Annotated in this window: 25 protein-coding genes; 13 read left to right on the forward strand and 12 right to left on the reverse strand. The window is 57.2% G+C overall.

Going from position 1 to position 26,973, the window contains the following annotated elements; genetic code table 11:
- Positions 1–4 precede the first annotated feature (4 nt).
- Genes AC2A6O_RS23285 through AC2A6O_RS23300 form a run of 4 tightly spaced genes read right to left on the reverse strand, consistent with a single transcriptional unit; the run spans position 5 to position 3,919 of the window.
- Positions 5–991, reverse strand: coding sequence for an NAD(P)H-dependent flavin oxidoreductase (locus tag AC2A6O_RS23285; protein ID WP_498930655.1), 987 nt, complete (start codon positions 989–991; stop codon positions 5–7).
- Positions 985–1,482: a MaoC family dehydratase gene (locus AC2A6O_RS23290; RefSeq protein ID WP_498930657.1), complete on the reverse strand. Its 498-nt coding sequence runs from the start codon at positions 1,480–1,482 to the stop codon at positions 985–987. The genes AC2A6O_RS23285 and AC2A6O_RS23290 overlap by 7 nt, the downstream gene beginning before the upstream one ends.
- The gene (locus AC2A6O_RS23295; protein WP_498930659.1) at positions 1,483–2,301 is read right to left on the reverse strand and encodes an SDR family NAD(P)-dependent oxidoreductase; all 819 of its coding nucleotides are present in this window, start codon (positions 2,299–2,301) and stop codon (positions 1,483–1,485) included.
- Positions 2,291–3,919, reverse strand: a complete 1,629-nt coding sequence (locus AC2A6O_RS23300; RefSeq protein ID WP_498930661.1) for a long-chain fatty acid--CoA ligase — start codon at positions 3,917–3,919, stop codon at positions 2,291–2,293. Before AC2A6O_RS23300 ends, AC2A6O_RS23295 begins: the two co-directional genes overlap by 11 nt.
- Positions 3,920–4,103: 184 nt before the next feature.
- Here AC2A6O_RS23300 and AC2A6O_RS23305 point away from each other — a divergent pair, with 184 nt between their 5' ends.
- From AC2A6O_RS23305 to AC2A6O_RS23325, 5 genes are all read left to right on the forward strand, one after another.
- On the forward strand, positions 4,104–5,051 hold the full coding sequence (locus tag AC2A6O_RS23305) for a glycosyltransferase family 2 protein (protein WP_148582056.1): 948 nt from the start codon (positions 4,104–4,106) through the stop codon (positions 5,049–5,051).
- Positions 5,041–6,102, forward strand: coding sequence for a glycosyltransferase (locus tag AC2A6O_RS23310; protein ID WP_498930663.1), 1,062 nt, complete (start codon positions 5,041–5,043; stop codon positions 6,100–6,102). The genes AC2A6O_RS23305 and AC2A6O_RS23310 overlap by 11 nt, the downstream gene beginning before the upstream one ends.
- 37 nt (positions 6,103–6,139) lie before the next feature.
- On the forward strand, positions 6,140–6,982 hold the full coding sequence (locus AC2A6O_RS23315) for an FkbM family methyltransferase (RefSeq protein WP_498930665.1): 843 nt from the start codon (positions 6,140–6,142) through the stop codon (positions 6,980–6,982).
- A 7-nt stretch (positions 6,983–6,989) separates the two neighbouring features.
- Positions 6,990–7,793 (forward strand): capsular polysaccharide synthesis protein, encoded by an 804-nt coding sequence (locus tag AC2A6O_RS23320; RefSeq protein WP_498930667.1) that lies wholly within the window; start codon positions 6,990–6,992, stop codon positions 7,791–7,793.
- A gap of 73 nt (positions 7,794–7,866) precedes the next feature.
- Positions 7,867–8,628, forward strand: coding sequence for a sulfotransferase family protein (locus tag AC2A6O_RS23325; RefSeq protein WP_498930669.1), 762 nt, complete (start codon positions 7,867–7,869; stop codon positions 8,626–8,628).
- Between the two features lie 96 nt (positions 8,629–8,724).
- Here AC2A6O_RS23325 and AC2A6O_RS23330 read toward each other — a convergent pair whose 3' ends face one another.
- From AC2A6O_RS23330 to AC2A6O_RS23350, 5 genes are all read right to left on the reverse strand, one after another.
- A complete protein-coding gene (locus AC2A6O_RS23330; protein ID WP_498930671.1) occupies positions 8,725–9,675 on the reverse strand; it encodes a hypothetical protein in 951 nt (316 codons plus the stop codon).
- 70 nt (positions 9,676–9,745) lie between these two features.
- A complete protein-coding gene (locus tag AC2A6O_RS23335; RefSeq protein ID WP_498930673.1) occupies positions 9,746–10,834 on the reverse strand; it encodes a glycosyltransferase family 2 protein in 1,089 nt (362 codons plus the stop codon).
- Positions 10,835–10,850: 16 nt separating this feature from the next.
- Positions 10,851–11,588: a sulfotransferase family protein gene (locus tag AC2A6O_RS23340; protein WP_498930675.1), complete on the reverse strand. Its 738-nt coding sequence runs from the start codon at positions 11,586–11,588 to the stop codon at positions 10,851–10,853.
- 93 nt (positions 11,589–11,681) lie between these two features.
- Positions 11,682–12,590, reverse strand: coding sequence for a lipid kinase YegS (gene yegS / locus AC2A6O_RS23345; protein WP_498930676.1), 909 nt, complete (start codon positions 12,588–12,590; stop codon positions 11,682–11,684).
- A gap of 268 nt (positions 12,591–12,858) precedes the next feature.
- Positions 12,859–13,782: a LysR substrate-binding domain-containing protein gene (locus AC2A6O_RS23350; protein WP_148582044.1), complete on the reverse strand. Its 924-nt coding sequence runs from the start codon at positions 13,780–13,782 to the stop codon at positions 12,859–12,861.
- Between the two features lie 150 nt (positions 13,783–13,932).
- Here AC2A6O_RS23350 and AC2A6O_RS23355 point away from each other — a divergent pair, with 150 nt between their 5' ends.
- Together AC2A6O_RS23355 and AC2A6O_RS23360 are read left to right on the forward strand one after the other, a co-directional pair.
- Positions 13,933–15,156 carry an acyl-CoA dehydrogenase gene (locus AC2A6O_RS23355; protein WP_498930679.1) on the forward strand — a complete coding sequence of 408 codons (1,224 nt, stop codon included), beginning with the start codon at positions 13,933–13,935 and terminating at the stop codon, positions 15,154–15,156.
- A gap of 122 nt (positions 15,157–15,278) precedes the next feature.
- Positions 15,279–16,460: an NAD(P)/FAD-dependent oxidoreductase gene (locus AC2A6O_RS23360; protein ID WP_498930680.1), complete on the forward strand. Its 1,182-nt coding sequence runs from the start codon at positions 15,279–15,281 to the stop codon at positions 16,458–16,460.
- An 11-nt stretch (positions 16,461–16,471) separates the two neighbouring features.
- Here AC2A6O_RS23360 and AC2A6O_RS23365 read toward each other — a convergent pair whose 3' ends face one another.
- Entirely contained in the window at positions 16,472–17,557 is a 1,086-nt protein-coding gene (locus tag AC2A6O_RS23365; RefSeq protein WP_498930682.1) for an N-formylglutamate amidohydrolase, read from the reverse strand.
- A gap of 391 nt (positions 17,558–17,948) precedes the next feature.
- Between AC2A6O_RS23365 and AC2A6O_RS23370 the strand changes: the two genes are divergently transcribed.
- Entirely contained in the window at positions 17,949–19,127 is a 1,179-nt protein-coding gene (locus AC2A6O_RS23370) for a pyridoxal-phosphate-dependent aminotransferase family protein (protein ID WP_498930684.1), read from the forward strand.
- Between the two features lie 148 nt (positions 19,128–19,275).
- Here the strand turns inward: AC2A6O_RS23370 and pap are convergent, their stop codons facing one another.
- Positions 19,276–20,742, reverse strand: a complete 1,467-nt coding sequence (pap, locus tag AC2A6O_RS23375) for a polyphosphate:AMP phosphotransferase (protein ID WP_148582039.1) — start codon at positions 20,740–20,742, stop codon at positions 19,276–19,278.
- Positions 20,743–20,963: 221 nt separating this feature from the next.
- Here pap and AC2A6O_RS23380 point away from each other — a divergent pair, with 221 nt between their 5' ends.
- Positions 20,964–23,042 carry a bifunctional DedA family/phosphatase PAP2 family protein gene (locus AC2A6O_RS23380; RefSeq protein WP_498930686.1) on the forward strand — a complete coding sequence of 693 codons (2,079 nt, stop codon included), beginning with the start codon at positions 20,964–20,966 and terminating at the stop codon, positions 23,040–23,042.
- Positions 23,043–23,065: 23 nt separating this feature from the next.
- Here AC2A6O_RS23380 and AC2A6O_RS23385 read toward each other — a convergent pair whose 3' ends face one another.
- Complete coding sequence (locus AC2A6O_RS23385) at positions 23,066–23,314, reverse strand: hypothetical protein (protein WP_498930688.1); 249 nt, start codon at positions 23,312–23,314, stop codon at positions 23,066–23,068.
- Between the two features lie 32 nt (positions 23,315–23,346).
- Between AC2A6O_RS23385 and AC2A6O_RS23390 the strand changes: the two genes are divergently transcribed.
- The 4 genes from AC2A6O_RS23390 to AC2A6O_RS23405 all read left to right on the forward strand — a co-directional run bounded on the left by AC2A6O_RS23390 (position 23,347) and on the right by AC2A6O_RS23405 (position 26,953).
- Positions 23,347–23,775, forward strand: a complete 429-nt coding sequence (locus AC2A6O_RS23390; protein WP_498930690.1) for a YeeE/YedE family protein — start codon at positions 23,347–23,349, stop codon at positions 23,773–23,775.
- A gap of 4 nt (positions 23,776–23,779) precedes the next feature.
- Positions 23,780–24,214: a DUF6691 family protein gene (locus tag AC2A6O_RS23395; RefSeq protein ID WP_148582036.1), complete on the forward strand. Its 435-nt coding sequence runs from the start codon at positions 23,780–23,782 to the stop codon at positions 24,212–24,214.
- A 36-nt stretch (positions 24,215–24,250) separates the two neighbouring features.
- Positions 24,251–25,144: an MBL fold metallo-hydrolase gene (locus AC2A6O_RS23400; protein ID WP_498930693.1), complete on the forward strand. Its 894-nt coding sequence runs from the start codon at positions 24,251–24,253 to the stop codon at positions 25,142–25,144.
- Between the two features lie 138 nt (positions 25,145–25,282).
- Positions 25,283–26,953, forward strand: coding sequence for a bifunctional protein tyrosine phosphatase family protein/NAD(P)/FAD-dependent oxidoreductase (locus tag AC2A6O_RS23405; RefSeq protein ID WP_498930695.1), 1,671 nt, complete (start codon positions 25,283–25,285; stop codon positions 26,951–26,953).
- Positions 26,954–26,973 lie beyond the last annotated feature (20 nt).

The raw sequence follows: 26,973 nt of genomic DNA on the forward strand, positions 1-26,973 counted from the left end.
CCCCCTAGCAGATATCGGCGCGCAGCCGCTGGATGGCAGCGCGGTATTCGGTTTCCAGACGCTCGACCACGGCCGCGGCCGGCCCCACGGACTTGATCGCCCCAATGCCCTGGCCTGCGCCCCAGATTTCCCGCCAGGCTTTCGGCTTGGGGCTGTCATCCGGCATGACGCTGACATCCCACTCGTCCGGCAGATGATCGGGATCAAGGCCAACCTTGCGGATGGAGCCTTTCAGATAGTTGGCCGGATGTCCGGTGAAGAGCGAGGAGGTCAGCACATCCTCCGCCCCGCCCGCGACCATCATGTCCTTGTAGATCCGATCCGCATTGGCTTCCTCCGTCGCAACGAAGGGCGAGCCGACATAGCCAAGATCAGCGCCCAGAACCCGGGCCGCCAACAGGGCTTCGCCGGTGGAGATGGCCCCGCCCAGAAGCAACAGGCCGTCGAACCATTCCCGGATCTCGCGCACCAGCGCAAAGGGCGACTGCGGCCCGCCGTGACCACCCGCCCCTGCGGCAACGGCAATCAGCCCGTCTGCCCCTTTTTCGACAGCTTTCCTGGCGTAGGTGTTGTTGATGACATCATGCAGGGCGATACCGCCACAGGAATGAGCCGCCTCGTTCACCACGACCCGCGCACCCATGGAGGTGATCCAGATCGGCACCTTCCACCTTGTGCAGATCTCGACATCCCGTTCCAGCCGCTCATTGGACCGGTGGACGATCTGGTTGACCGCAAAAGGGGCGGCCGGGCGATCCGGATTTTCCTGGTTGTGCCGGTCAAGCGCTTCGGTGATTTCCTTCAGCCAGGCTTCAAGCATGACCGGGCCACCGGGCTCGTCCCTTGCATTGAGCGCCGGAAAACTGCCGACAATGCCGGCCTTGCACTGGGCGATCACCAGCTTCGGACAGGAGACGATGAAGAGCGGGGCCGCAACGGCGGGAAGCCTCAGGCTCTGAAGCGCCTTGGGAAGGGATCTTGCCTTCAGCATGATGTGTCCACCTCACCGTCCAGATAGAACCGGTTCAGCCATTCGGCGACCAGCGCCGGCCGCTTGCCGCCCTCGATCTCCACCGTCGACTGCCAGACGATATCGACCTCCTGCGGCTTCGGCCTCGTCAGGCGGGCCAGGACAAACCGCCCGCGCACCCGGCTGCCAACTTTGACCGGAGCCAGAAACCGAACTTTCTCGAAGCCGTAGTTGATGCCCATCGTCGCGCCTTCGATCTTCGGCTGGGCTTCGACAGCCATCGCGGAAAGCAGCGACAATGTCAGAAATCCGTGCGCGATCGTGCCACCAAAAGGTGTTTCCGCCGCCCTTTCAGGGTCAACATGGATGAACTGGTGGTCCTGCGTTACCTCGGCAAAAGCGTCTATCCGGTCCTGGTCGATCAGGTGCCAGGAGGAGACGCCGACCTCCGTTCCGACAAGCGTTCCCAACTCGCCGGCGGCAAGAGGGCGCTGCAAGGTTTCAATGCTCACTCAATAGGCCTCCTGGAAAAGGTCCGGCCCTGTTTCCACGTTGATGCCGCCGCTGATCGGCAGGATGGCGCCGGTAAGATAGGAGCCGCCCCGCCCGCACAGATATTGTAGGGCGGCCGCAATATCCTCCGGACGACCGACCCGGCCAAGCGGCACCTGCGCCCCGACACGGGAGCGCACGTCCTCATCCGCCGTTGCAAAGGCCGTCATGTTGCTGACGAAAGGCCCCGGTGCCAACGCATTGACGGTGATGCGCCGGTCGGCAAGCTCCTTGGCAAGGATCCGCGTCAGGTGGTGGACGGCAGCCTTGGAGGCCGCATAGCTGTAGGCCCGGTCGCCATGGGCGGTTTCCCCCATCACCGAGCCGACGTTGACGACACGCGCCGGATCATCGTCACTGGCGTCCGCTTCCAGCAGGGGCAACAGGCTTTGCGTCAGCTGAAACAGGCCGGTGACATTCACCCGCATCACCCGCTCCCACGCGTGATAGGGAAAGTCGCCAAGCGGCTGGCCCCAGCTTGTGCCGGCGTTGTTCATCAGGATGTCCAGCTTGTCCGTGCGACGGCCGATCTCGGCTGCCAGAGCCGCAATGCCCTCTTCCGTCGCAACGTCCCCGGCAAAGCCTTCCGCCTTGCCGGAATAGCCGAGCGCGTTGAGCTCATCAGCGGCAGCATGGCAGGCGTCCTCCTTGCGGCTGGCGATCATCACCCGTGCGCCGGCCGCAATCAGACCTTCGGCAGCCATGCGGCCGACACCGGTTGCCCCGCCCGTGACAAGTGCGGTCTTGCCTCCAAGGCCAAACAAATGCTCAGGCGTCATGCGGGGGCTCCGGAAATTGTTGTCTCAAGGTGAGTTTCGAAACCTTGCCCGTTGCCGTCATCGGCAATTCATCGACAAAAACGACTTCGTCCGGCAACTGCCATTTGGCAACATGTTCGGCCAGATGCTCCAGAATTTCGGCTTTCTGCGGTTGGGCATCGTCGCGGGCCTGCACGATCAACAGCGGACGCTCGTCCCACTTGGCATCGGGCACCGCGATCACCGCGCAATTGGCTACGCCGGGATGCGACATGACGATATTTTCCAGATCGAGCGAGCTGATCCATTCGCCGCCCGACTTGATAAGGTCCTTGGACCGGTCGGTGATGGTCAGGAAACCGTCGGGGCTGATGGCGGCAATGTCGCCGGTGCAGAACCAGCCCTCCTTGTCGAACACCGGCTTCGAGGCTTCCGGATTCTCATAATATCCGGAGGTGATGGTGTTGCCGCGCACATAGAGATGGCCCGGCGTCTTGCCGTCATGCGGCAGAGGGTTGCCTGCATCGTCGACAATCTTCATGTCGACGCCGAACACCCGCCGCCCCTGGCTCTGCTTCCTGTCGATACGCTGGTCGAACGGCAGATCCGCCATCTCCGACGGCAGGTTGCACTGGGTGCCGAGCGGGCTCATCTCCGTCATGCCCCAGGCGTGGCAGACATTGACGCCTTGCTTCTCGAAAGCCTCGATCAGTGAGCGAGAGGCAGCAGATCCGCCAACAACGACATCCGCAAAGCCCTCTGGGATACGGCCGCGCTGGCGGATTTCGTTCATGAGGCCGATCCAGACAGTCGGCACGCCCCAGGCGGAGAACACCTTTTCGCGGTCCATCAGGTCGAACAGGCTTTTGCCGTCCAGCGCGCCCCCTGGAAAAATCAGGCTGGAGCCGGAAAGCGGCGCGCCGTAGGGCAGGCCCCAGGCGTTGACGTGAAACAGCGGCACCACCGGCAGAATGCGCGAGCCTTCCCTGAGAACCCTCGGAATGGTGACGCACATGTCGTAGGCATGCAGCACCGTGGAGCGATGCGAATAGAGCGTGCCCTTGGGATTGCCCGTTGTGCCGGAGGTGTAACAAAGCCCGGCGGCCTGATCTTCGTCGAAATCCGGCCAGTCGAACGCGTCCGGCTGCCCCTCTAGGATCTCTTCGTAACACAGGGCGCCTTCCAGCGTCGTCTCCGGCATATGCGCCCGGTCCGTCATGATGACGATCCGCAGGTCTGCCGGAAAATGCGGCCGCAGCTTTTCCACGATCGGCACAAAGGTGAGATCGACAAACAGCAGCCGGTCCTGGGCATGATTGACGATGTAGATCATCTGTTCCGCTGAAAGGCGCGGATTGATGGTGTGGCAGATCGCGCCGATGCCGGAGATTGCATAATAAAGTTCGAAATGCCGGTAGCCGTTCCAGGCGAGGGTCGCGACACGGTCGCTTTCACCCATCCCGAGCGACCTCAAGCCATGGGCAAGCTGGGCAATGCGGCCAGCCGTTTTCTTGTAGGTGGTGCGGTGAATATCGCCTTCCGTGCGCACGGAGACGATCTCGCTGGCCGGATAGATATCCGCTGCAAAGGTGATGAGGTCCGCAATTTTCAGCGGACGATGCATCATCATTCCCTTCATGTGTTTCCTCCCAGAACACGGCCGCTTTTAACGGTCCCCCAACGGGTTAAAGGGGAAGCCTAGCGTGCGGTCGATGCGCTGGAAAGGTCAATTTCCTCAAATGACATGTCCCGAAACCCTTTGACAGCGGCGGACACATGCGCCAAACCCTGCCAAACCCTAGTGGAATGGTTGAGACCCCTTCATGACCCAGAAACTGGTCATCGCCGTGTGCACCGCGCAGCGGCCGAAAATGCTGCAGGCGTGCCTTGAAAGCCTCGACAATCTGGCCGAGCCCGAGAACACGGAAATGGCGATCGTCGTTGTGGAAAACGATCCCGTGCCACATTTCACCGGCGCCGCCGCTGATGAGGTGAAGGAAAGGCTGTCGCTGCCGATCTTCTTCTATCACGAAAAACGCAAGGGCATTCCCTTTGCCCGCAACACGGCACTGGAAGCCGCACTGGAGCACAAACCGGACTGGGTCGCGCTGATCGACGACGATGAACGCGCCGAACCCGACTGGATCGAGAAACTGGTGGCCGCCTGCAAGCTGTACAAAGCCGAGGTTGCCAACGGACCTGTGCGCCGCATCTATGAAAAGCCGGCACCGCACTGGTGGAAATCGCAGTTGCTGAAGTCCCGGCCGACAGGAACGTTGATCACCGAGGCCCCGACCAACAACGTGTTGCTGAGCGGCCGCATCATCGCCAATGACGGCCTTGGCCTGCGGTTCGATGAAAGGCTGACCTTCGGTAGCGAGGACATCGATTTCTTCCGCCGCACCCACGCAGCCGGTGCCAAGATGATCTGGGTGGATGATGCCTTTGTCGAGGAGGACATTCCGGCCTCGCGCGTCACCACCGGCCGCCTGCTCAGCCGCATGCACATGGCCGCAACATCAGGTGCCTTCAACATCGTGCTGCGCGAAGGCCGGCTGAAGGCCGCGCTGCATTTCATTCCCAAGAGCCTGCGACGCATGTTCTTTGGCCTGCTGGCCACAGTCGTCGGCTTCGTGCTGAAGCCCTTTGCAAAAAAGCGCGGCGAGAAGCTTTACTATTATGGCCTGATCCGGCTGATGAAGGGCTCGGGCAACCTGCGCGGCCTTCTGGGCCGGGCGCATAACTATTACGATGTGATCGATGGTCACTGACACGCCGATGCAGCCGAAAAAACTTGCTCATATCCACCTGGGTGTCGATGGCGGGGCAGAAAGGTTTTTCGTGCGCCTGACGGCGGCCCTTGCCCGGCGGGGTGTGGAGCAGATCGCCTTCATCCGAAAGGACCGGCCCTGGCGGGACGATCTTGCAAAACACTGCGATGTGCGGGAAATGACGTTCAGCCGCTCACATCTGAAACGCCATGTCATCCGCTGGAACATCGCCCGCCAGATCCACTCCTTTAGCGCCCGTGCCACCATGGGCTGGATGAGCCCGGCCAGCAAATGGATGCCGAAGCCTGGTCCCAACATGCGCACGTTCCTGCGGCTTGGCGACTGGCCGGACGGCTTTCACACCTACGGCAATGTCGAGGACCTGATCGGCAACACGCCGGAGATCATCCGCCAGGCCATCGAAATGGGCTGGCCAGCGGAGCGCGCCCACGTCATCAGCAACTTCGTCGACCCGCTGCCCGCGGACCTGGAACCGGTCAACCGGGCGGATTACAACACGCCGGAAGACGCCACGGTGCTGATCCACCTCGGCCGCTTTGTCGAACGCAAGCGCTTCGACCTTGCCATTCAGGCGATCGCCGGCTTGCCGGAGGGCGTACATGCCTGGCTGATCGGCGACGGTGAGCTGATGACCGACATGAAGGCGCTGGCCGCAAGCCTTGGCGTTCAAGACCGCATCCACTTCCTCGGCTGGCAACGCGACCCCTCACCTTTCCTGAAGGCCGCCGATATCCTTCTCTGCCCGACCGATGAAGAACCACTCGGCAATGTCGTCCTGGAAGGCTGGAACGCCAACCTCCCCGTCGTCGCCACCGCCTCACCCGGGCCAAGCTGGCTGATCGACCACGGCAAGACCGGGCTACTGTCCCCCTGCGGGGATGTTGACGGGCTTGTGGGGTCGGTCAAACAACTGCTCAGCAAGCCGGACCAGGTAAGCGCATTGGTTGAAGGCGGCAAAAGCCGTCTGGAAGGCCAGTTTTCCGAAGACGCCATCAGCAAGACCTATTCCACTCTGCTTTTCGAGAGCTGATACTGACCGACAAAAGGCAACCCAAGCAGGCGCGAACATGAAAAAGAAAAAAAGACTCTACAATTTCATCGTCCGTCACCCGAACCGGCACACCTTCGCAAAGCTTTTCAATTGGTATGTCAGCTTTTCGAACGCGCTACGAAACAAGAAACGCTGGAACATCAAGGTTGTCTCAGATGAGCCCGTGTTCCGCGTTCGGGATGAAACGGGCCAGGAGATTTCCTTTCTTCACAGCGAGCGCGTCGGCTTCTACCGTTATGGTGTCCAACCACGCACCAAAGGCCTTCTGAACGACTATTTCATTAATCCGACAATGATTTCAGACGGCGATGTGGTGATCGACTGTGGCGCGAACATCGGCGAAATCGGCCTCGGATTGCGCCTCGAAGGCAAGTCCGTCCGCTACATCGCCTTCGAGCCTGGCCGGGACGAGGTCGCCTGCTGCCATCTCAACAACCCGGATGGTGTTGTCGAACAACGGGCCCTCTGGCACGAAAAGACGACGCTCAAATTCTATGAGAAATCAGACACCGCCGACTCCTCACTTATCGAATTTTCCGGCTACGGCTCGGTTGTCGAAGTCGAAACGACCACACTTAACGACTACTGCGAAGAAAACGACATCCGCTCGATCAAACTATTGAAGATCGAAGGCGAAGGGGCAGAACCCGAAATCCTCAAAGGCGCCGCCAGGATCCTGGACCGCGTCCAATATATCTGCGTCGACTGCGGCCCCGAACGCGGCCTCGCCAAAGAACCCACACTGCCAGCCGTGTGCCATTTTCTGATTGAGCGAGGGTTCAGGTTTGAAAAGATTTCAACGAAGAGACTGACGGCGCTGTTTGTTCTAGACAGCCCATTGCCGGAAAGAAGTAGTTGAGGGACGGATGCAGAAGCTCTACGGAAAAATTAAAAAGACAAGAATCGGGAAACTTTTAAAAGGAAAAGTTCTTGCTAGCAAGCGTATAGAATTACCTAAAACAATTTATATCTTTTGGGATACCGGCATGGATAATGCCCCCGAAATTTGCAAATTTTGCGTCGAAAGCTGGAAATTACATAACCCTAATTGGAAAGTGTCAATATTAGACAAGGATAGCGCTGAAAAAATACTCCCAAGGAACTCTTTCCCACATGACATGGCAATTTCTCATTATTCTGACCTGCTTAGGATTAAACTACTCGCGGCAAATGGGGGTGTTTGGGTCGATTCTACTTGTTTGTGCACCAAACCGTTAGATGATTGGCTACCAATGGTGTTTGCTCAAACGGAATTTTTTGCTTTTCATCGCCCAGGAGAGGATCGCGAAGTTTCTAGTTGGTTTCTCGCCGCTTCCCCAGGAGCGATCATTCCGCAGGTGTGGCTTAAGAATTCGCTTGCGTTTTGGCAAGGTAGGACCAAATTACCTCGCGCCTATTTCTGGTTTCACTACATGTTTGAATATTCTATCTGGACGTCCTTACGGTTCCGCAAATCATGGGAAACCGTGCCAAAGCTAAGCGCCACTCCACCTCATAGACTCCAGCGAACTCTTGTCAAAAGCTCACTCACCAACGATGATATTGAATGCATCAAGTACTCCCCTATTCATAAACTATGCTACAAAAGAAAATTTTCTTTAAATGATGTAAAATCTTCTATTAGAGATATTTGGGGAAGTGAAAGTGATCTACTTAAATTATTTATTTAAACCTACCCCCACGCAATGCGAGAGGTTATCAAAATCCTCATTATCAGTAAATATTGACTAGGACTCGTGATCCATGTTTGAGGCTAAAAAACAAAAAATTAGGTTTGCGTTAGCGAAGCATTTGTTATTTCGTGGCACGGATTATAATCTTAAAAATTACTTCAATCACGACTGTGTAGTTATTTTTCCTAAATTAAACCTGTGCTTCAATAGAATAAAAAAGGCAGGAAATACAAGTGTTTGTGCTTACCTCGCTCAGGTATGTGGCTACCCCGAATTCAATTCCCCATATTTACTTAAAGAAACCCTAATTCGTCCAGAAACGGCGTCTTTGACACTGCTCGCAAAATCGAGGAAGTATCATTCGCTCGTTGTTGTGCGGAACCCATATGACCGAGCACTTTCAGCATTTCTGGACAAGGTTGGGGGTGATAAGTCTGGACGCTTTTCCAATTACAGAGGTTATCGCGACGATAGCGCTCAAGGGTTTCTGGAGTTCCTTAAACATCTTGATTCGTTGCCTAACCGTGGAAATAGGCACTTTTGGCCGCAAACAGAACTACTTTATAAGCCTTTGCATACATACACGTTAGTTGCGAAGCTGGAAAACCTTTCGCAAGACCTGCCGCCATTCTTGGAAGATTTAACTGGGCAGTCTTTCGATGGTTCTGCTTTTGAAAAGCCGCATAAGGTGGAAGTTAAAAAAGAAGGAAAAATAAAAATGGCGAATGAAAAGCTTCGTCATTATTATGGTGACGACTCAGTCAGTCTTGTGAAGAATATTTATAGAAATGATTTTGATTTGCTTGGCTATCCCGATGAGCTATCGTATTAGAAATTTAATCTAGGCCTAACTGCAGCATATTGACCTGCTATTCTAGAGAGAGTGGATTAGTCCGCCTAAATCATAGACGCACCATGTACATGCAATCTACCGATTACTTTCAACAATAGAAACACCACTCATCTTATGTATGTATTGAATTTCTGAAGAATATATATTTGATAAACGACTAAGCTCAAGATCTGAAAATATATCTTCTTTACTAATTTTTTTACCATGCACCGCTTTCAAAATGTCGTCTACCTCCTTTTTTCCTAATCTCAATCCAGATAAACGCTTTTCGTTGAGTATTTTTAAAGCCTCAAACGAAGCAGAAACGTTAATAACTTCTTCAGCTGAACCTTCTCTAATCTTTGAGGGAAGAAAACCAGTTAAGCGAGATACCTGCTTTTCTATTGCAAAATGCCCATAGGGCCATACTTCAATTTCAGTATTAGGAAAAATCAATCTCAAGATTTCTAGGAGATTTTGCCAACCTAGTATTTCACCAGAAATCAAATTTGGTAGTTTTCGAAGGCCTATACCACGGTTGAAATAAGCTTCACGCATGAGTTCGTAAGAAAGTAGAAAGTCTGGATATGACCTAATAGACAAGAAAATCTTTTCAATATTTGGCCCTGTAAGTGTACGAACTGCTCGCAGATTGCGCTCTGCGTCGGGATACAGAACTCCAGGTTTTTCGGAGTAGAATGCCTGTCCTAGAAAATTTTCTTCTGAAATTATAAGCGTCGACGATTTTGGCGAGATGAAATCTACGTACTTGGCGAAAATTTTCTGTAGTCTATTACGATGTAGTATTTTTATTGGCCACGGTTTCTTTTCAAGGCGAGCATGTTGTTTAAAGTATGACTTGACCAGATTTCGGTGATCAATCAGCTCCCGTTGACCTACGACTTGTGGCACAACAACATCACAAGCATTACTTAAAGCGTTCTTCTGAAGCTCAAGCAAGTATTTCTGCAGACTTGATGTCCCAGTTCGGTGCGCGCCTATGTGCAGGAATATCTTGCTGTAAAAATCAGAAAGATTTTTGTTCATAGAATTTCTCATTAATCAATATTGATTAGATCGTTAAACATGAATGCTTACCTATTCATATAACTAAAGTTCATGGCTCACGCATCAATCCGCAATCTTTCAGAGAGCCTACGCCCTCAAACCTACGACTTGTCCTCCCCAAGAGCCCTTTTTCCATTAGTGTAGACGATAAAACTTCATACTCACGATAATGACCCGCGTTGTCAGTGTGCTGTTGGCGCTCCAAGGCTTCAGCTACTTTGTGTTGAAAATCGTCCAGATATTTAAAATGCAATAAGGTTCCCCACAGCGGTGAAACTGATATTTTTTGAGTAATGCCATGAACACCACCAGAAAAAGTAAAGCCGCGCTGCCACTTGATGAGTGGGATTTTACTCTGTACGGCCGCTGGGCTAGGTAGAGCATTCTTAACAATTTTGAAAATTAACTGATCTATTTTACGCCCTAGTGTGCTACTCGGCTCTTTTGAGCGAACCGAAAATACAGTGGTCAGCAACAATCGGTCGAACGCGTTTTTTGCACGTTTCGAGTTCTGGTGGAAAAGGCGCTCTCGTGTCCCACCAAAAACATGCCTCGCGGGAGTTTTGTACCGCTTACCGTGGCTCCCCTTTAGCGGATTGTAACGGTAACCTGACGCATCAAACCAAGGGCAAACTTCCAAAAAGCTTTGTCCTGGTCGATAGGCTAAGTCCTTCAACGGCCCCGCTGGATACATATCAACCATTGGACAGAACATTGCCCCGTAGTTACCTGCGTTTAGGTGTTGTACGATGTCATTGATCTTTTTCTCTGGCCACCCCGGATAGACGAATAGCTCATCGACATCAGGAAAAATCACCCATCGGTTTATGAGATACCTATCACAAAGGAGTTGGCGCCAGATTGATTTATTGTCCCTGTAATCCTTCTCTGTTCGAATTACTTGAACATCTGGTTGACTAGCTAAAAACTCCAAAGTGCCATCACTAGAGTTGTTGTCAACAACTAGGAAATGCCTGACTCCTAATGAACGGTAATGTTCAAGAAAATGGGGAAACCGCAAAACTTCATTGAAGGCTAAAATTACGGCGACCACACCTTCTGTGGGAATATTTAGCGCTAAGGGCGCTTCCGAACCAAATGCTTCTACCAGCTGATTATCGACAGATTGGTCGTTCACGGGCTGTACCCTTGCCTTATGAAAACGCGGAGACGTTCTTCGTTGCTGCAGTATCAAAGTCAAAGCCAAATCTCTCGATATCAGCGGCATACCAATCGGCAACAATGCGAATTGTATGATTTGAGTAAACTTGTCGATAGTCTTTGCTAGAAGACTTACTTACATTGCGCGCCTTTAATTCTGTCTTCATACCGAGGTGGGATTTTAGGTCTTCTCCCAAATACTCCTGACGCATTACGTCCATCGTTATTTTATTCTGCTCATCGACTAGATAGTCTTCTTGTTGATACCAACCCCTTATTGCCCGATGCCAAAAGTAGTCGACACCTGCCCATAAGTGGCGTTCTTCGAGAAAAGCTTCGAAGGCTTTTGGTGAATATTCAATTGGTTCACCAGTTGGTTGCCGCGTCTGAAGTGCGAACTTGAACCTAGATACGGTACGAGACCAAGGATTTCGGACAATAGCAAAAGCTCTCGTGGCTTTGCGAACCGACAGGTCTACATCACGATACCTTGCGTGTTCGTACCCTGGCAAAGCACCCAACTCGGCCATTTTTCGCTTCACTGCATCGGCGTAGGCCTTACTTTTCAAGCGACGACGATTAGCGAGAACCAGTTTGTGTTCTAATTCCTTGGAGTGTCGTATCGACATACCGCCATTCTTAGGGATATGGATAAACAGAAATTTCTTCGGCACCAGCCCCAGCCTGGCAGGCGCGAACTTGAGGAAATTTTTGAGCTGGTATTCGTCCATACTGTCCGTCTCTCGAAAGCGGTACCCTGCGCCTTCCAGCACCTTGCCCTGCTGACGGCGAAGCGTCGTTTCATCCTGCCGGTGCAGCGACCGTCAGCGCCTGAGGTCGATCTGGTGGTGCCTTATCCCAATCTGCCAGGACTGTCCATTCATCGGCTCGCCGTCCAGATTGAACTGCACCGGCTGCTGGGTGTCGATTTTCAGATTGCGCACCCGGCGCTGGATCGGGCCGCCATTGATGTCTTCCACTCCGCTGTCCAGCAGGGCTGACAACAGGTCGATGACCTTGCCCGATTGCGGAAAGGGGACAATGGTCAGATCCAGGTAACCGTCATCCAGAACCGCATCCGGGCACAGGCGAATGCCGCCCCCGGCGCGGCGACCGTTGCCGATGGCCAGGGCCAGAAACGAGCCCTCCCATGAAAAATCTTCCGCCTCGATACGCGCTTCGCAGGCGGAAAGTTCAGAGAACCGCTGCAGGCCGGTGAAAAGATAAGCGGCTCCGCCCAGAACCCGTTTCAGGTTCGGGTCGGTCTGCGACGTAACCTGCGTCCCGAAACCTCCGGTGGCCATGTTTATGAAGACGCAGCCGTTGACCTCGCCGATATCCGTCGGCTTGGCGGATGCACGCACGGCGAACCTCAGGCAGGAGGTAACGTCCGCAGGGTCGAGGCCAATGTGATGAGCAAAGTCGTTTGCTGTGCCGAGGGGCATAACGGCAAAGGCGAACGGCGGCTTTTCTCCATCTTTCAAATCACGCAGGGCCGCGTCCAGAACCTCGTTCAAGGTGCCGTCGCCGCCGCCACTGACAAGCGTATCGATCCTGTCGCTTTCATGATCGCGCAGAGCATCACGAACCAGTCTTTCCACATCGCCGGCCTCGTAGGTCACACGGACGGAGACCTTGTGGCCCATGTCCCGCACGGCTTCGACCGCGCTGCGGACATCGTCCCGGTCGGCGGACTTGCCGTTGAGGATCAGACGCAGATGGTGCTTTTCCAATGAAATCTCCTTGTCCCCGCTTTTGCGGGTCGCCAACACGGCCGACACCCGTTCAGCCACTGCGGCAGATGATACCCCTGAACTGGTTTTTGGAAGTCAGAAAGTGTGGCAGGCCTGCCGGGCTCGCATCCCTTTGAAAAACGCCGACTGGGTGTAATCGTTCCGGTGAAAGATGGCCCCTGCGCGTTTCCGTTTCAATTTCTCCCGCTGACCGAATGACTGGAAACACCCAAAAAGCCATCAAAGCTGTAATGGTTTGTCGCTTTCTTCAGCCCGGCAGCATCGTTTCTCGGCGTGTGCGTGCGCTGCGGGCTTCCTCCATGAGCCATTTCCGGAAGGCCGACACGACCGGCCGCATCGTCCGTCCTTCCGGATAGACGAAATAATAGGCTGTCTGCTGGGACAGGGAGAGGTCGAAAAGCCGAACTAAGCGCCCGGAGGCCAGTTCCGTTTCGACAAAAAACCGCGGGATCAACGCTGCCCCGGCGTGGTGGATCGCTGCTTCCGAGATCATGACGAATTGCTCGAAACGTGCGCCCTGAAAAGCCGCATCCGTTTCGACGCCGGCAAGGTCGAACCAGTGCCGCCAGGCGAGTGGACGGGTCGCCAGCTGCAGACGCGGCACACGCGCCAGGTCGGCAGGTGTGCGGATTTCGTGCCGGTCGCGAAACACGCGCGAGGCAACCGGGACAACTTCCTCATCGAACAGATGTTCGGCAATCGCCCCAGCCCAAACCGGGTCGCCGTGATGAATCGCGCCGTCAAAGGGCTCCTCGTCGAAGTCGAACGGCTGCAGTCGAACACTCAGGTTCAGGCCCGCATCGGGATAGCGCCGGCCGAATTCGGCGATCCGAGGCGCCAGCCAGCGGGTGCCGAAGGTCGGTAGAACCGCAAGGTTCAGAACGTCCGCGCTACCGGCATAGGACATCACCTGGCGTGTGGCCGCCGTCATCTGCTCCAGGGCGCCGCGGATGTCGTGCAGGTAGATCCGGCCCGCGTCGGTCAGGACAATGCGCTGGCGCACCCGGCGAAACAGCTCGACGCCCAGCCGGTCTTCCAGTTGCCGCACCTGCTTGGAGACCGCCCCCTGTGTCAGGTGCAACTCCTCCGCGGCGCGCGTAAAGCTCAAATGCCGGGCCGCGCATTCGAACGCGATCAGCGTGTCCGCCGGCGGGACGAAGGCACGGCGCATGGCAATTTTCCCACTTCATTCCATTTCGTAATGAATGATGGACGAGGTTTCGCTTTTCTGCAATTGAAATTGCGGCAAGACTAGAGAAAACAGAATGACCCTGGCCGTCAAACGGCTTTACATCAACGGCCGGAGCATGGCCTTGGAGACATGATCATGAACGCACCCGCGAACGTTAAATCCTCACCAGCAGGCGGCGGTTCCTTTGACTGGCAGGACCCGTTTCACCTGCGTGAACAGCTCAACGAAGACGAACAGCTGATACAGGATACGGCACGCGCCTTCGCGCAGGAACAACTGCTGCCACGCGTCATCGAAGCCTACCGGGAAGAAAAGACCGACCGGGGTATCTTCAACGAAATGGGTGAACTTGGCTTGCTCGGCGTCACCTTGCCAGAAGACTACGGCTGCGCCGGTGCGTCCTATGTCGCCTACGGCGTGGTTGCCCGCGAGATCGAGCGTGTCGACAGCGGCTACCGCTCCATGATGAGCGTTCAGTCTTCGCTGGTGATGTATCCGATCTATGCCTACGGTTCGGAAGAGCAGCGCCAGAAATATCTGCCGAAACTGGCAACCGGCGAATTTGTCGGCTGCTTCGGCCTGACGGAGCCCGATGCCGGCTCCGACCCGGCCGGCATGCGTACACGTGCGGAAAAGATCGACGGCGGCTACAAGCTGACCGGCTCGAAAATGTGGATCTCCAATGCCCCGATCGCCGATGTCTTCGTCGTCTGGGCAAAGTCGGAAGCGCATGACGGTGCCATCCGCGGCTTCGTTCTCGACAAGGGCATGAAAGGTCTCACCGCACCAAAGGTCGGCGGCAAGCTCTCCCTGCGTGCGTCCATCACCGGTGAAATCGTCATGGACGGCGTCGAGGTTGGGGAAGATGCGCTCCTGCCGAATGTCTCCGGTCTGAAAGGTCCGTTCGGCTGCCTCAACCGTGCACGCTACGGCATTGCCTGGGGCGCCATGGGGGCTGCAGAAGATTGCTGGACCCGTGCTCGCCAGTATGGTCTCGACCGCGAACAGTTCGGCCGCCCGCTGGCGCAAACCCAGCTGTTCCAGAAGAAGCTCGCGGACATGCAGACCGAAATCACGCTCGGTCTCCAGGCAGCGCTGCGTGTCGGCCAGCTGTTCGATGCCGGCAAGGCGGCGCCGGAAATGATCTCGCTGATCAAGCGCAACAACTGCGGCAAGGCCCTGGATATCGCCCGCCAGTCTCGCGACATGCATGGCGGCAACGGCATTCAGGAAGAATACCACATCATGCGCCACGCCCAGAACCTGGAAACGGTCAACACCTACGAAGGCACGCATGACATTCATGCGCTGATCCTTGGTCGTGCGCAGACCGGCCTGCAGGCATTCTTCTAAGACCCTGAAGGCATGACATTTGATGCGGGCGGCCCCAGCCGCCCGTCTCGCGTTCGGTTCTCTTGACAAGGGTTTGCTTCAGCAGGCCCATTGTTTTTCCTGACCGCGCTTTCGGAGGCTCCATGGCGGACCAGACAGCAGATGTCGTCATCGTGGGGGGAGCCGTCATGGGCTCGTCCGTCGCCTGCCACCTGGCCATGCGCGAGGATTTTTCCGGACGCGTCGTCGTCATCGAGGCAGATCCCGCCTATGAGATCTGCGCGTCCGCACGGTCGGCCGCGTCCATCCGCCAGCAGTTCTCCAGCGCCATCAACATCGAGATCTCGCTTTACGGCATCCGCTTCCTGCGGGAGATCGGCTCGGTACTGAAGGTGAACGGCGACCGGCCTGTCATCGATCTTCACGAAGGTGGCTATCTGTTTCTGGCGACGCCGGACAAGCTCGACATCCTTCAGGAAAATCACCGCCTGCAGCAGGAGCTCGGTGCGGATATCGCCTTTCTCGAACCCGACGGGCTGAAGGCAAAATTTCCCTGGCTGGAAGTGTCCGACCTTGCCGCAGGCTGTCATGGCCTCACGGGAGAAGGCTGGTTCGACGGCTACGGCCTGATGCAGGCCTTCCGAAAGAAGGCTCGCTCACTGGGTGTGGAGTATCTTGCCGCAAAGGCGTCGCTCGAAAAAGACGGTGCCGGCGGCTGGATTGTAACGCTTGCCAGCGGAGAAACTCTGTCGACGCCTGTCATCGTCAATTGCGCCGGTGCCTCCGGCGGCGCCGAGCTGTGCCGTCAGGCCGGGCTGGACGTGCCGATCGTTTCGAAAAAGCGCTGTGTCTTCTCTTTCGAATGCAAGGACAAGCTTAAGCGTTTTCCATTGCTGATCGATCCGAACGGCACCTATGCGCGCCCGGAAGGTGCCGGCTATATCTGCGGTTCGGCGCCGCCTGAAGATCAGGATCCGGACTGCCATGATTTCGATGTCGATTACGCGCTCTTCGAAGAGCACATCTGGCCTACGCTGGCGACGCGGGTTCCCGCGTTCGAGGCCATCCGTCCGGGCGCGGCCTGGGCAGGGTGCTATGACATGAACCTCTTCGACCACAACGCCTTTGTCGGTGCAGTCGCGGGGCTCGACGGGTTCTATCTGGCGCTCGGGTTTTCCGGTCACGGCCTGCAGCAATCCCCGGCGATCGGGCGCGGACTGGCGGAAATGGTCGTGACCGGCAGCTATCAGACGCTGGATCTTTCGCCGCTTGGGGTCGACCGTCTCACCGCCGGAACTCCGATCGTGGAAAAGAACGTGGTCTGACTGTCCGAAGCTTATTCGGCAACCAGCAAGGGCGTGACGGGGCCTTCCTCGACCTTGCTCGGCCGGGCCCTGGATGCCTGGGTCGGGCCCTTTGGATCAACGGAAATGATTTCCGCCTTTTCCAGCAAGTCATCGGCCATGTCTACCGCAAGATCTTCCGGCGTTTCTGCTGCGCTTTCGGCAGCCGGCTCGACTTTATCCGCGCTATCCTGAGCAGCGGTATTGTTTGGGTCGTCAACTTCCGGCGCTTCATGAGAAAGCATATCGACCGGCAAGGCCTGGACCTGGTTCTGGTCAATTGACTCCCCACTGACCGACGTCGCGTCCACCAGCCGGGTCATCATATTCTGCAAGACCGTCTGCAGGCGCGCCATTCGCGTCTTGTCCGGCTCAAACGGCGGAGATTCATGACGCAGGTAAGAACGCTGTGCCAAGAGCAGGGTCATGGCATGCAGGCCGAGTTTGGGTCGTCCAAACGTATGGGTGATGAAGCCGCCCTGGATCGTTTCATCGACGCTGACTGTGAAGCCTTCAAGCCCCTCGAACGAACCGACCAGCACATTTCGCAGGTCCGGATCGCACGACTTTCCACCCTCGGTTCCTATGCTGACAAGCGGCAAGCCATTTTCGGTCACACCCTTGATATGCGAACGCATAGATTGGCAGTCCAGCAAGATCACCTTGCCATGAATGCGCAGGAGACGGCCAATCTGGCGGCGCAGGGCCTTTCGGAACGGATTGTAGAAAAGCAGTATGCGCTGTTCGATCTCGGTCGGGCCCGGCTCTGTCCCCTCCTGATAAATGCGCTTGCCGTCCAGTGTGGTCACTGGGCAAAGGGCCTGCGCAGGATCCTGCGCAACACTGATAGAGGTCTTCGGATCCCGGTCCAGGTCAATGACATAACGGGAGATGGTCGAGCGGACTACCGTCGCATCCAACGTACCTTGAAAGTCGAACAAACGTTCCAGACGCCACGCAAGATCAGCCTGAAGCCGGCCAGTGGCATTCAGCCTCTGTTCGATTGCATCGGGAACATCCGTGCCCGAATGGGGCAGGCAGACAATAAGGGGACTTTGTCCTTCTTTAACCAATATCATGCTGCAACAACGCCTAAACGACGAGACCGTAAGGCCTCTACCTTGTAGAATTTACTTAGAGGAAACAAGACATTTTCTTTTCAGCTAAATGACACCTGATCCCAGGAGCAGCAAAGCACCATCAAATAAATCATTGTTATAGGCTGATTACCAAACCCTTATCACCCGTACCGTTTCCGGGCGAAAGCCGTTTCGGATCGGCGACTCTCTTTCCCACACCATTTCGCAACTGCACAATCGATAGATCATGACGCCGCCAGGTGACAGCCCTGAAACTGGCGTCTTGACGGATGCGTGCAGGCAGGCAATTTTCTCAATCAACAACCCCTCCGGTGGCCGCGGCTGCCCAATTCCCTCCGCTCAGGATCTGCCTTCACATGAGGACCCGGCCATGACGCTTCGCAATGGCAAAGAATTTTTGATGATTCCAGGACCGACCAATGTGCCGGAGGAGGTCCTGCGAGCCATGCACCGGCCTGCAATGGATATCTATGAAGGTCCGCTGCTGGAAACGACGGGATTCTGTCTGCACGGCTTGCAGCGTCTGTTCCGGACCGAAGGCAAGACCTACATTTACGCCGCGAACGGCCATGGCGCCTGGGATGCCGCGCTGTGCAACACGCTGAGACGCGGCGACAGGGTACTGGTGCTGGAATCCGGCCGCTTTGCTGTTGGCTGGGGCGAAGCGGCCAATGTTCTGGACCTCGATATCGAGGTTCTGCCAGGTGTCTGGGACAAGGGGGTTGACCCCGCCCGGCTGCAAGAACGCCTGAAACAGGATACGGCCCACGAGATCAAGGCCATTCTGGTGGTTCAGGTCGATACGGCATCCGGCGTCTGGAACGATATTGCTGCCCTGCGCGAGGCCATCGACGCCGCCGGGCATCCAGCACTCCTCATGGTCGACACCATCGCTTCGCTTGGTTGCATGCCTTTCGAAATGGATGCCTGGGGCGTCGATGTGGCGCTGACAGGCTCTCAGAAAGGCCTGATGTGCCCACCCGGCCTTTCCTTTGTTGCGGCTGGCCCGAAGGCCGACAAGGCACATGAGACGGCGGAGCTTCGCACCAACTACACTGACTGGACGTTCCGGCAGGGCCCGGAGCACTACCAGAAATATTGTGGCACTCCGCCCGAGCACCTTCTGTTCGCCTTTCACAAGGCGCTCGACCTCATTTTCGAGGAAGGCTTGGAGAAAACCTGGCACAGGCACGCTCTTCTGGGTGAGGCTACCCGGCGGGCCGTTGCGGTCTGGGCGGAGAAGGGCGCTGTCGACTTCAACATCACAGATCCGCACGCCCGCTCGAACTCCGTCACTGTGGTGCGGTTCAACGAAGGCGATGCGGCAGCGCTCAGAACCTTCACCAAGGAAGTCTGCGGCGTCACCATTGGCGGAACCATCGGCGAACTCGCCGGCAAGGGTATCCGCATTGCCCACATGGGCCACGTCAACGCAGTCATGCTGCTGGGCACCCTGTCCGCCATCGAACTCGGCTTTCAGAAACTGGGCATTCCCCACGGGCGCGGCGGTGTGCAGGCGGCAATGGATTACCTGGCAACCGCCCTCTGAAAACGGTGGTCTTTCACTTCACCCACCCAGTCCTCATCCTGAGGAGGACCTGTCAGGTCCGTCTCAAAGGATGCGCTGCGCGCTTCCTCAGAATGAGGCTGCTATTTATGAGTCCACACCTTGGCACGACAGGGTCCAGGCCCACTCGCTAAAGCTTTTCCTCCAGCCGGTCGCAGATTGTCTTCAGTACCTTGACCCGGGCGTGGCGCTTGTCTTCGGAAGAAACGAGCGTCCAGGGGGCGTAGTGGGTTGAGGTGCGGTCGATCATGTCGCCGGCGGCGATGGCGTATTGATCCCATTTCAGGCGGTTTCGCCAGTCGTCGTCGGTGATCTTGTGCTGCTTGTAGGCGGTGTCCTCGCGCGCCTTGAACCGTCGCAATTGTTCCTCTTCGGAAATCGCCAGCCAGAATTTGCAGACGATGTAGCCGAAATCGGTGAGTTCCTGCTCGAACTCGTTGATCTCGTTATAGGCCCTCAGCCAGTCGTCGTGACCGGCGTAGCCTTCGACCCGTTCCACCAGCACGCGCTCGTACCAGGACCGGTCGAAAATGGCGAAATGGCCCTTGGCAGGCACGCGTCGCCAGAAGCGCCACAGGTAGGGGCGGGCCTTTTCCTCGTCGCTCGGGGCGGAAATCGGGTGAACCTTGTAGATGCGCGGGTCGAGCGGGCGGATCACCCGGCGGATCGCACCGCCCTTGCCAGCCGCGTCATTGCCCTGAAACACCAGCACGACGCCAGTTTTGGACAGGGACTTCATGTCCGACAGATCTGACAGCTTCTTCTGGTACTTGTCGCGCAGATCTTCGTATTCCCCCTTGTCCAGCTTTTCCGTCAGGTCGATGGCATCGACGGCTGTTTCCCGATGCAGTCCACCGACAACCGGCGGGGCGGCAATCGACTGCGGCTCGCCGTCCTCCAGCTTCAGCTTCATGGAGTTGGCAACTGTCTGCGCCAGGGCCGCATCGCGGTATTCCGGGTCCTGCGAGGGAATGACGAACCAGGGTGCATGTCCCTTGCTTGTTTCCAGAATGATCTTTTCGCCGGCTTCGCTTGCCTTCTTGTGGTGCTTCAATGCAGCCCAGTCGGCCAGCACGTGGCGCGCGACATTTTTTTTCTGGATGTGCTTCAGCCGTTCTTCCTGTTCCTTCTTCGGCAGGTAGAACCAGAACTTCAGGATCAGTACATCCTCGTTCGCCAGCATTTCCTCAAACCGGCGGATCCGGTTCAGAGCCTTGTCGAAGGCATCCTCGTCGATCTTCTTGTAGATCCAGTCGCGCAGAACGGTCTGATACCAGCTTCCGAACACGATTGCGGTTTCGCCCTTGGGCGGAAGATCGCGCCAGTAGCGCCACAACGGTGGGCGCAGCCGGGCCTCGTCCATCATTTCGCCATAGGCATTGCAGACCAGGTGGCGCGCATCCATCCAGCCATACAGCCTGGCAACTGCCTCGCCCTTGCCCGCTCCATCGAGGCCATCCACCAGAATCATCGTCGAAAACGGCTGTTTCTCGACAACTGGCAACTGGGCCGCCAGCAGTGCCTCACGTAACTGCGGCTCCAGTTTCTTGAAGGTTTTCTTGTCCATGTTTTGCGGCAGGCGGGCAGATTCGAACATGAATACCTCAATAGAAAAGACACATTGGTGACATCTTGAAACAGCGGCGGACAAAAAACCATCTCTTGCTCCATTCTTGCCGAAAGAAGGCGGATTTTAATTTTTCGCTATCGGATGAGAAGCAGCGCGCCTATATGAAGCGCTAACAGGTTCATTCGTATCTTCGAAAGGGCCTGACATTTGACTGTTTTTGACTTTTCTCGATCAGTACGACCGACCCTGTGACCGAATACCTTGATCCCGTCCTGACCTTCATCGCGGACAACCCATCCCTGGCAGGTCTGATCTGTTTCCTGGCCGCCATGGGCGAAGCACTGTTCCTGATCGGCCTGTTCGTGCCGACGACAGTGGTTCTGGTGGGTGCAGGTACGCTGGTCGGGCTTGGCAAGCTGGATCCCGTGCCTCTGTTCATCTGGACAACCCTGGGCGCGACCGCAGGCGATGCGATCTCCTACTGGATCGGTTACACCTTCAAAGACAAGCTCAAGACGATGTGGCCGCTGAACAAATACACGGAGATCGTGGAAAGCGGCGAGAATTTCTTCAAGAGGCACGGCGGCAAGAGCGTCTTTATCGGCCGTTTCGTGCCCGGCGTGAAATCGGTGGTTCCAGGCATCGCCGGCATGGCCGGCATGAATTTCACCCGGTTTTCGGTGGTCAACATTACCTCCGCCTTTGCCTGGACGGTTGCCCATATCGCTCCTGGCATCATCGCCGGTTCGGCACTAGGCGCCATCGGCCAGATCAGCGGACGGCTGGCGCTGGTGCTCGGGGCATTGCTGGTTATCGTCTTTCTGGCGGTGATGCTTGGCCGCTGGCTGATCCTGATCGTTCTGCCGCTGTTTCCCAACACTCATGCGGCCATCATCAAACGCATCGCCCGGCGCCAGGACCGCGTCTCGAGGTGGATCGCACTCAATTTCGATCCCATGCATCCGCGTTCAGCCGGTATGCTGGCCTCGGCGCTGATCCTGCTGATTTCCCTGCCGGCTTTCTTCTGGATCGTCGGCGAAATCGCTCCCGGCGAACCGATGGTACGGGCAGACCTTGCCATCCTGAACCTGTTCGACAGCCTGCGCACCCCCGTCGGTGACAGGATCATGATCTTTGTGACCTCTCTCGGAGACGGCATCGTGGTGACCGCTGTCTCCATTGCGGTTGCCGCCTATCTGTTCCTGCGGAAAGCCTGGCGGCGCGGCATCGGTTTCGTCATCGCCATGGCCGGCACCGCCCTGTTCGTACCCCTGGTCAAGATGATGCTGCACCGGTCGCGGCCGATCGAGCTTTATGCAGGGGCCGACGCCTACAGCTTTCCGAGCGGCCATGCGACGCTGAACGCGGTGCTCTACGGTATCTGCGCCGTGCTGATCGCGCATGATCTCAGCCGCTGGGCCAAGGCCAGCATTTTTACCGTTGCCGCAACGCTGGTGATCACCATCGGCTTTTCGCGCGTCTACCTCGGCGCTCACTGGATGTCGGACGTGCTGGCGGGTCTGTTGTTCGGCATCGGCATGGTCTCGGCGTTTGCCTTCGTGTTCGGCCCGATCCACAACGAGAAAATCGGCCGGACGACGCTTGCCGCCATCGTTGTGGCGACGCTCGGCATCTTTGGTGCCTGGCACCTGTCGAATAGCTATGAGAAGGCCCTCCAAATCTATCACCCGCGGTCCCACAAGGAAGTGCTGACCTCGGCAGGCTGGCTCGCGGCGGGCTGGCGGGCCTTGCCCGCGGAGCGCATCGAACTGAACGGCGATACGGAAGAACCGCTGGTGATCCAGTATTCCGGGTCACTGGACCGCTTTGCCAAGATCTCGGAAGCCAATGGCTGGCAGATCCCACCCAAATGGTCCCTCTCGAGCGCAAACGGTTTCGTGGAAGGCAAGACACCGCCGGATTCCCTGCCGATCCTGCCGCGCAGCCAGAACGGGCGGCAACCGGAGCTCATGCTGATCCGCAAGGACCAGTCTGCGGACGCGGAAAAAAGCGGCCGCTGGGTGCTGCGGCTCTGGCCGAGCCAGTATGCGATCCTGAATGCGGGACACCTGCATCCGCTTTACCTTGGCAGCGTGGTGCATGAGGACATCCTGCGTCCGATGGGCGAATTTTCCGGTCCCAAGACGGATATCGAAACGCCGGCGTCGACCGACAACCCGGCCCATCTGCTGCCCGGCTCGGTAACGCGAACGCGGGCGGACGGCACCGAAGTCGTGCTCGGCTTTGACTATGGGCCGGTGCCTGCAACGCCTCCGTCCGACGTCAATCCGACCGATAAGTCACGGACCAATCCTCGGGCCCGGTGACCGTCTCGTCACAGTCACTCTGTTCACGGAAGAGACGCACTCAGACGACCGCAAGCAACCGCACGCGGGTCGAGATTGCGGGTGGGCTGGCTATTGAACAGCTTCATCAGGTCGCCCAAAGCCTTTTCAGTTTCTGCGAATGCGACTTTCGGCTGTACTGGCCAATCTTGTGTCCAGAAGCTTGTGTAGCCGCCAGTTTCCTGAGGGGTTAGCTTCTTCCCTTTCCAGCGGCCCTTTAAAAATACCCCTTGATACTTTTTTCTTATATTCATATATTTGAATATATCGTAATCAAGGGCGCATCATGACTGACTTTACACCCCTTATGAGTTTCCTCGGCGGAACGCTGATCGGCGTTGCCACGGTTGCCCTGATGGCTGTGCTCGGGCGCATTGCCGGCATCAACGGCATTGCCAGCGGATTTCTGACGACCCAGCTCAATCAGGACTGGGCGTGGCGCGCCGCCTTTCTGGCCGGCATGGTTGCCAGCCCGCTGATCATGCTGGGTGTGACGGGCCAGTTGCCGGAAATCACCGTCCCGTCCTCACCGCTTCTGCTGGTTGTCGGCGGTTTTCTGACCGGTATCGGCACCACCTATGGCTCCGGCTGCACAAGCGGGCACGGTGTCTGCGGTATCTCGCGCCTCTCGGCACGGTCCATCGTGGCCACCGTGACCTTCATGATCACTGCGGGTGTGACCGTCTACCTGACACGACACGTCTTTGGAGGATAACGGCATGAAACTGCTTTCCGCTTTTGCCATTGGCCTCCTCTTCGGCTGCGGCATCCTGATTTCCGGCATGGGCGACCCTGCCAAGGTGTTGAACTTCTTCGATGTAGCGGGTACCTGGGACCCGAGCCTTGCCTTCGTGATGGGAGGTGCGCTTCTTGTTACGGCCATCGGCTATCGTTTGGTCTTCCGGATGCACACACCGCTGCTGGCTCAGGGTTTCACCCTGCCCACAACAACCGACCTTGACGCCAAGCTGATCGGCGGTTCGGCGGTTTTCGGCATCGGCTGGGGCCTCAGCGGCTTCTGCCCGGGCGGCCTCGTGCCGGTGCTCGGCCTCGGCATGGAGCCTGTGCTGACGGCCGGTGCTATCGTCGCGGGCATTTTGACCGCAAGATGGATGATCACCCTCGGCCATCGCCAGCAACCCGCAAAGGCCTGACCCGGCTCTGCCGGCAAAAACAAACGGGAGACTGATATGAGCAATTCGAACTATCCGGTCGACATGGATGTCAAACCTGACGTCACCCCCTTCTTCGACCCGGCCACCAACACCATCAGCTACGTGGTCAAGGACCCGGCCTCCAACGCCTGCGCCGTTGTCGACAGCGTGATGGATATCGACTACGCCGCCGGCCGCATCACCTATGACCATGCGGATCAGATCATCGCCTATATCCGCGAGAAGGATCTCAAGCTGGAATGGCTGATCGAGACCCATGTCCACGCCGATCACCTGTCGGCCGCGCCGTATATCCAGCAGAAGCTGGGCGGCAAGCTGGGCATTGGCGACAAGATCACCGTGGTTCAGGAGACCTTCGGCAAGGTCTTCAACGAAGGCACCGAGTTCCAGCGCGACGGCAGCCAGTTCGACCGTCTGTTTGTTGACGGCGACGTCTATCAGATTGGCGAGATGACAGCCTTTGCCATGTATACGCCCGGCCATACCCCGGCCTGCATGGTGCATGTGATGGGCGATGCGGCCTTTGTCGGCGACACGCTGTTCATGCCCGACGGCGGGTCGGCCCGTGCCGATTTCCCGGGCGGCGACGCGGCAACACTTTACGACAGCATCCAGAAGGTGTTGGCGCTGCCGGACGATATGCGCCTGTTCATGTGCCACGACTACGGCCCGAATGGCCGCGACATCCAGTGGGAGACCACCGTGGGCGCCGAAAAGGAACACAACATCCATGTTGGCGGCGGCAAGACCAAGGAAGAATTCGTCAAGTTCCGGACAGAACGCGATGCCCAGCTCGATATGCCGAAGCTGATCATCCCCTCGCTGCAGGTGAATATGCGCGCCGGCAAACTGCCGCCCGCGGACAATAGCGGCAAGACCTTCCTGAAAGTGCCGGTGAACGGTCTCTGATCGAGGTCTTCAACAGGGCCTTCCTGCGGGCCCTCTAACAGAACCGGAGCAGTCGGCCAGAGCCCCGTATCAAACACGGGGCGGGCCCCTGCATAACCCGGTCTCGACTTCATCGCCGGGAGGAGGCGGACAGGACCCATGAAAGCAATCAATTCTCAGATATCGGTAGCTCCCCAGGTAAAACCCGAGGACGTGGCCGACTTTGCACAGCAGGGCTTTCGCTCGGTGATCTGCAACCGCCCGGACGGGGAAGGCGCCGACCAGCCTTCGTTCGAGGAAATCGAGGTTGCTGCCAAAAAGCTCGGCCTTGAGGCGCGCTACCTGCCCATCGTCGCAGGCAAGGTCGGCGATGAGGACGCAGAAGAGTTCGGCCGGTTGATGGAGAGCCTGCCGAAACCGATCCTGGCCTATTGCCGGACCGGCACGCGCTCGGCAACGCTCTGGTCGCTGTCGCAGGCCGAAAAACTGCCACTTTCGGATATCCTCACGAAAACCAAGGCCGCCGGCTACGACATGGCGGGGGTGGTGCGGCGCATCGCCAATGGCGGACGCACGCCGACCGAGACTACCGAGGATGCTCGTTTCGACATCGTCATCGTGGGGGCCGGCGCAGCCGGGATCTCGGTGGCCTCCAGTCTGCTTGCCCGCAAGTCGGATCTGGAGATCGCCATCATCGATCCGGCGGACGTCCACTACTATCAGCCGGGCTGGACGATGGTCGGCGGCGGCATCTTCAACGCGCCTGACACTGCCAAGACCATGGGATCCCTTATTCCCAAGGGCGTTCACTGGATCAAGTCCGCCGTCGCCGCCTTCGAACCGAAGGACAATGCCGTCGTTCTGGACGGTTGCCGGGTGGTCAAATACGGGCGTCTGGTGGTGTGCCCCGGGCTGAAGCTCGACTGGCACAAGGTGGAGGGCCTGGTCGACACGCTCGGCAAGAACGGTGTGACCTCCAATTATCGCTACGACATGGCGCCCTACACCTGGCAACTGGTGAAGGACATGAAGCAGGGCAAAGCGCTGTTCACCCAGCCGCCGATGCCGATCAAATGCGCAGGTGCACCGCAGAAAGCCATGTATCTCTCAGCCGACCACTGGCTGAAATCCGGCACGCTCGACAAGATCGACATTCAGTTCATGAATGCTGGCGGTGTCCTGTTCGGCGTGAAGGACTATGTGCCCGCGCTGATGGAATACGTGAAGCGCTATGATGCCGACCTCAACTTCTTCCACAATCTGATTGCCGTCGACGGCCCTGCCAAAAAGGCCGTGTTCGAGGTGAAGGAACCGGAAAAGGACGCGCGTCAGGTGGAGGTCGACTTCGACATGATGCATGTCACGCCGCCGCAGACGGCGCCTGACTTCATCCGCGTCTCGCCGCTGGCGGATGCCGCCGGCTGGGTCGACGTCGACCAGACCACACTGCGCCACAAGACCTTCGATAACATCTGGTCCCTTGGTGATGTCATGAACGCGCCGAACGCCAAGACGGCCGCGGCCGCGCGCAAACAGGCACCGGTGGTTGCCGAGAACATCGTCTCCGATATCGCAGGTCACAGCGCAACAGCGCAATATGACGGTTATGGCTCCTGTCCGCTCACAGTGGAGCGCGGCAAGATTGTCCTGGCCGAGTTCGGCTATGGCGGAACGCTGTTGCCGAGCTTCCCGCGTTGGCTGGTGGACGGAACAAGGCCAACGCGCACTGCATGGCTCCTGAAGGAGCGCATCCTGCCTCCCATCTATTGGCGCGCCATGCTGCGTGGCAAGGAATGGCTGGCCAAGCCTGAAAAAGTAACGGCAGCATAAGAAGCCCGGCATACGGGCCC

It is taken from the genome of Labrenzia sp. ATLA3, assembly GCF_057180185.1.

Coding starts and splice junctions, on each gene's coding strand:
- AC2A6O_RS23285 (WP_498930655.1), bottom strand. CDS start 991: ATGCTGAAGGCAAGATCCCTTCCCAAGGCGCTTCAGAGCCTGAGGCTT.
- AC2A6O_RS23295 (WP_498930659.1), bottom strand. CDS start 2,301: ATGACGCCTGAGCATTTGTTTGGCCTTGGAGGCAAGACCGCACTTGTC.
- AC2A6O_RS23300 (WP_498930661.1), bottom strand. CDS start 3,919: ATGAAGGGAATGATGATGCATCGTCCGCTGAAAATTGCGGACCTCATC.
- AC2A6O_RS23305 (WP_148582056.1), top strand. CDS start 4,104: ATGACCCAGAAACTGGTCATCGCCGTGTGCACCGCGCAGCGGCCGAAA.
- AC2A6O_RS23310 (WP_498930663.1), top strand. CDS start 5,041: ATGGTCACTGACACGCCGATGCAGCCGAAAAAACTTGCTCATATCCAC.
- AC2A6O_RS23315 (WP_498930665.1), top strand. CDS start 6,140: ATGAAAAAGAAAAAAAGACTCTACAATTTCATCGTCCGTCACCCGAAC.
- AC2A6O_RS23320 (WP_498930667.1), top strand. CDS start 6,990: ATGCAGAAGCTCTACGGAAAAATTAAAAAGACAAGAATCGGGAAACTT.
- AC2A6O_RS23325 (WP_498930669.1), top strand. CDS start 7,867: ATGTTTGAGGCTAAAAAACAAAAAATTAGGTTTGCGTTAGCGAAGCAT.
- AC2A6O_RS23330 (WP_498930671.1), bottom strand. CDS start 9,675: ATGAACAAAAATCTTTCTGATTTTTACAGCAAGATATTCCTGCACATA.
- AC2A6O_RS23340 (WP_498930675.1), bottom strand. CDS start 11,588: ATGGACGAATACCAGCTCAAAAATTTCCTCAAGTTCGCGCCTGCCAGG.
- AC2A6O_RS23350 (WP_148582044.1), bottom strand. CDS start 13,782: ATGCGCCGTGCCTTCGTCCCGCCGGCGGACACGCTGATCGCGTTCGAA.
- AC2A6O_RS23355 (WP_498930679.1), top strand. CDS start 13,933: ATGATCATGAACGCACCCGCGAACGTTAAATCCTCACCAGCAGGCGGC.
- AC2A6O_RS23360 (WP_498930680.1), top strand. CDS start 15,279: ATGGCGGACCAGACAGCAGATGTCGTCATCGTGGGGGGAGCCGTCATG.
- AC2A6O_RS23365 (WP_498930682.1), bottom strand. CDS start 17,557: ATGATATTGGTTAAAGAAGGACAAAGTCCCCTTATTGTCTGCCTGCCC.
- AC2A6O_RS23370 (WP_498930684.1), top strand. CDS start 17,949: ATGACGCTTCGCAATGGCAAAGAATTTTTGATGATTCCAGGACCGACC.
- pap (WP_148582039.1), bottom strand. CDS start 20,742: ATGTTCGAATCTGCCCGCCTGCCGCAAAACATGGACAAGAAAACCTTC.
- AC2A6O_RS23385 (WP_498930688.1), bottom strand. CDS start 23,314: ATGAATATAAGAAAAAAGTATCAAGGGGTATTTTTAAAGGGCCGCTGG.
- AC2A6O_RS23390 (WP_498930690.1), top strand. CDS start 23,347: ATGACTGACTTTACACCCCTTATGAGTTTCCTCGGCGGAACGCTGATC.
- AC2A6O_RS23395 (WP_148582036.1), top strand. CDS start 23,780: ATGAAACTGCTTTCCGCTTTTGCCATTGGCCTCCTCTTCGGCTGCGGC.
- AC2A6O_RS23400 (WP_498930693.1), top strand. CDS start 24,251: ATGAGCAATTCGAACTATCCGGTCGACATGGATGTCAAACCTGACGTC.
- AC2A6O_RS23405 (WP_498930695.1), top strand. CDS start 25,283: ATGAAAGCAATCAATTCTCAGATATCGGTAGCTCCCCAGGTAAAACCC.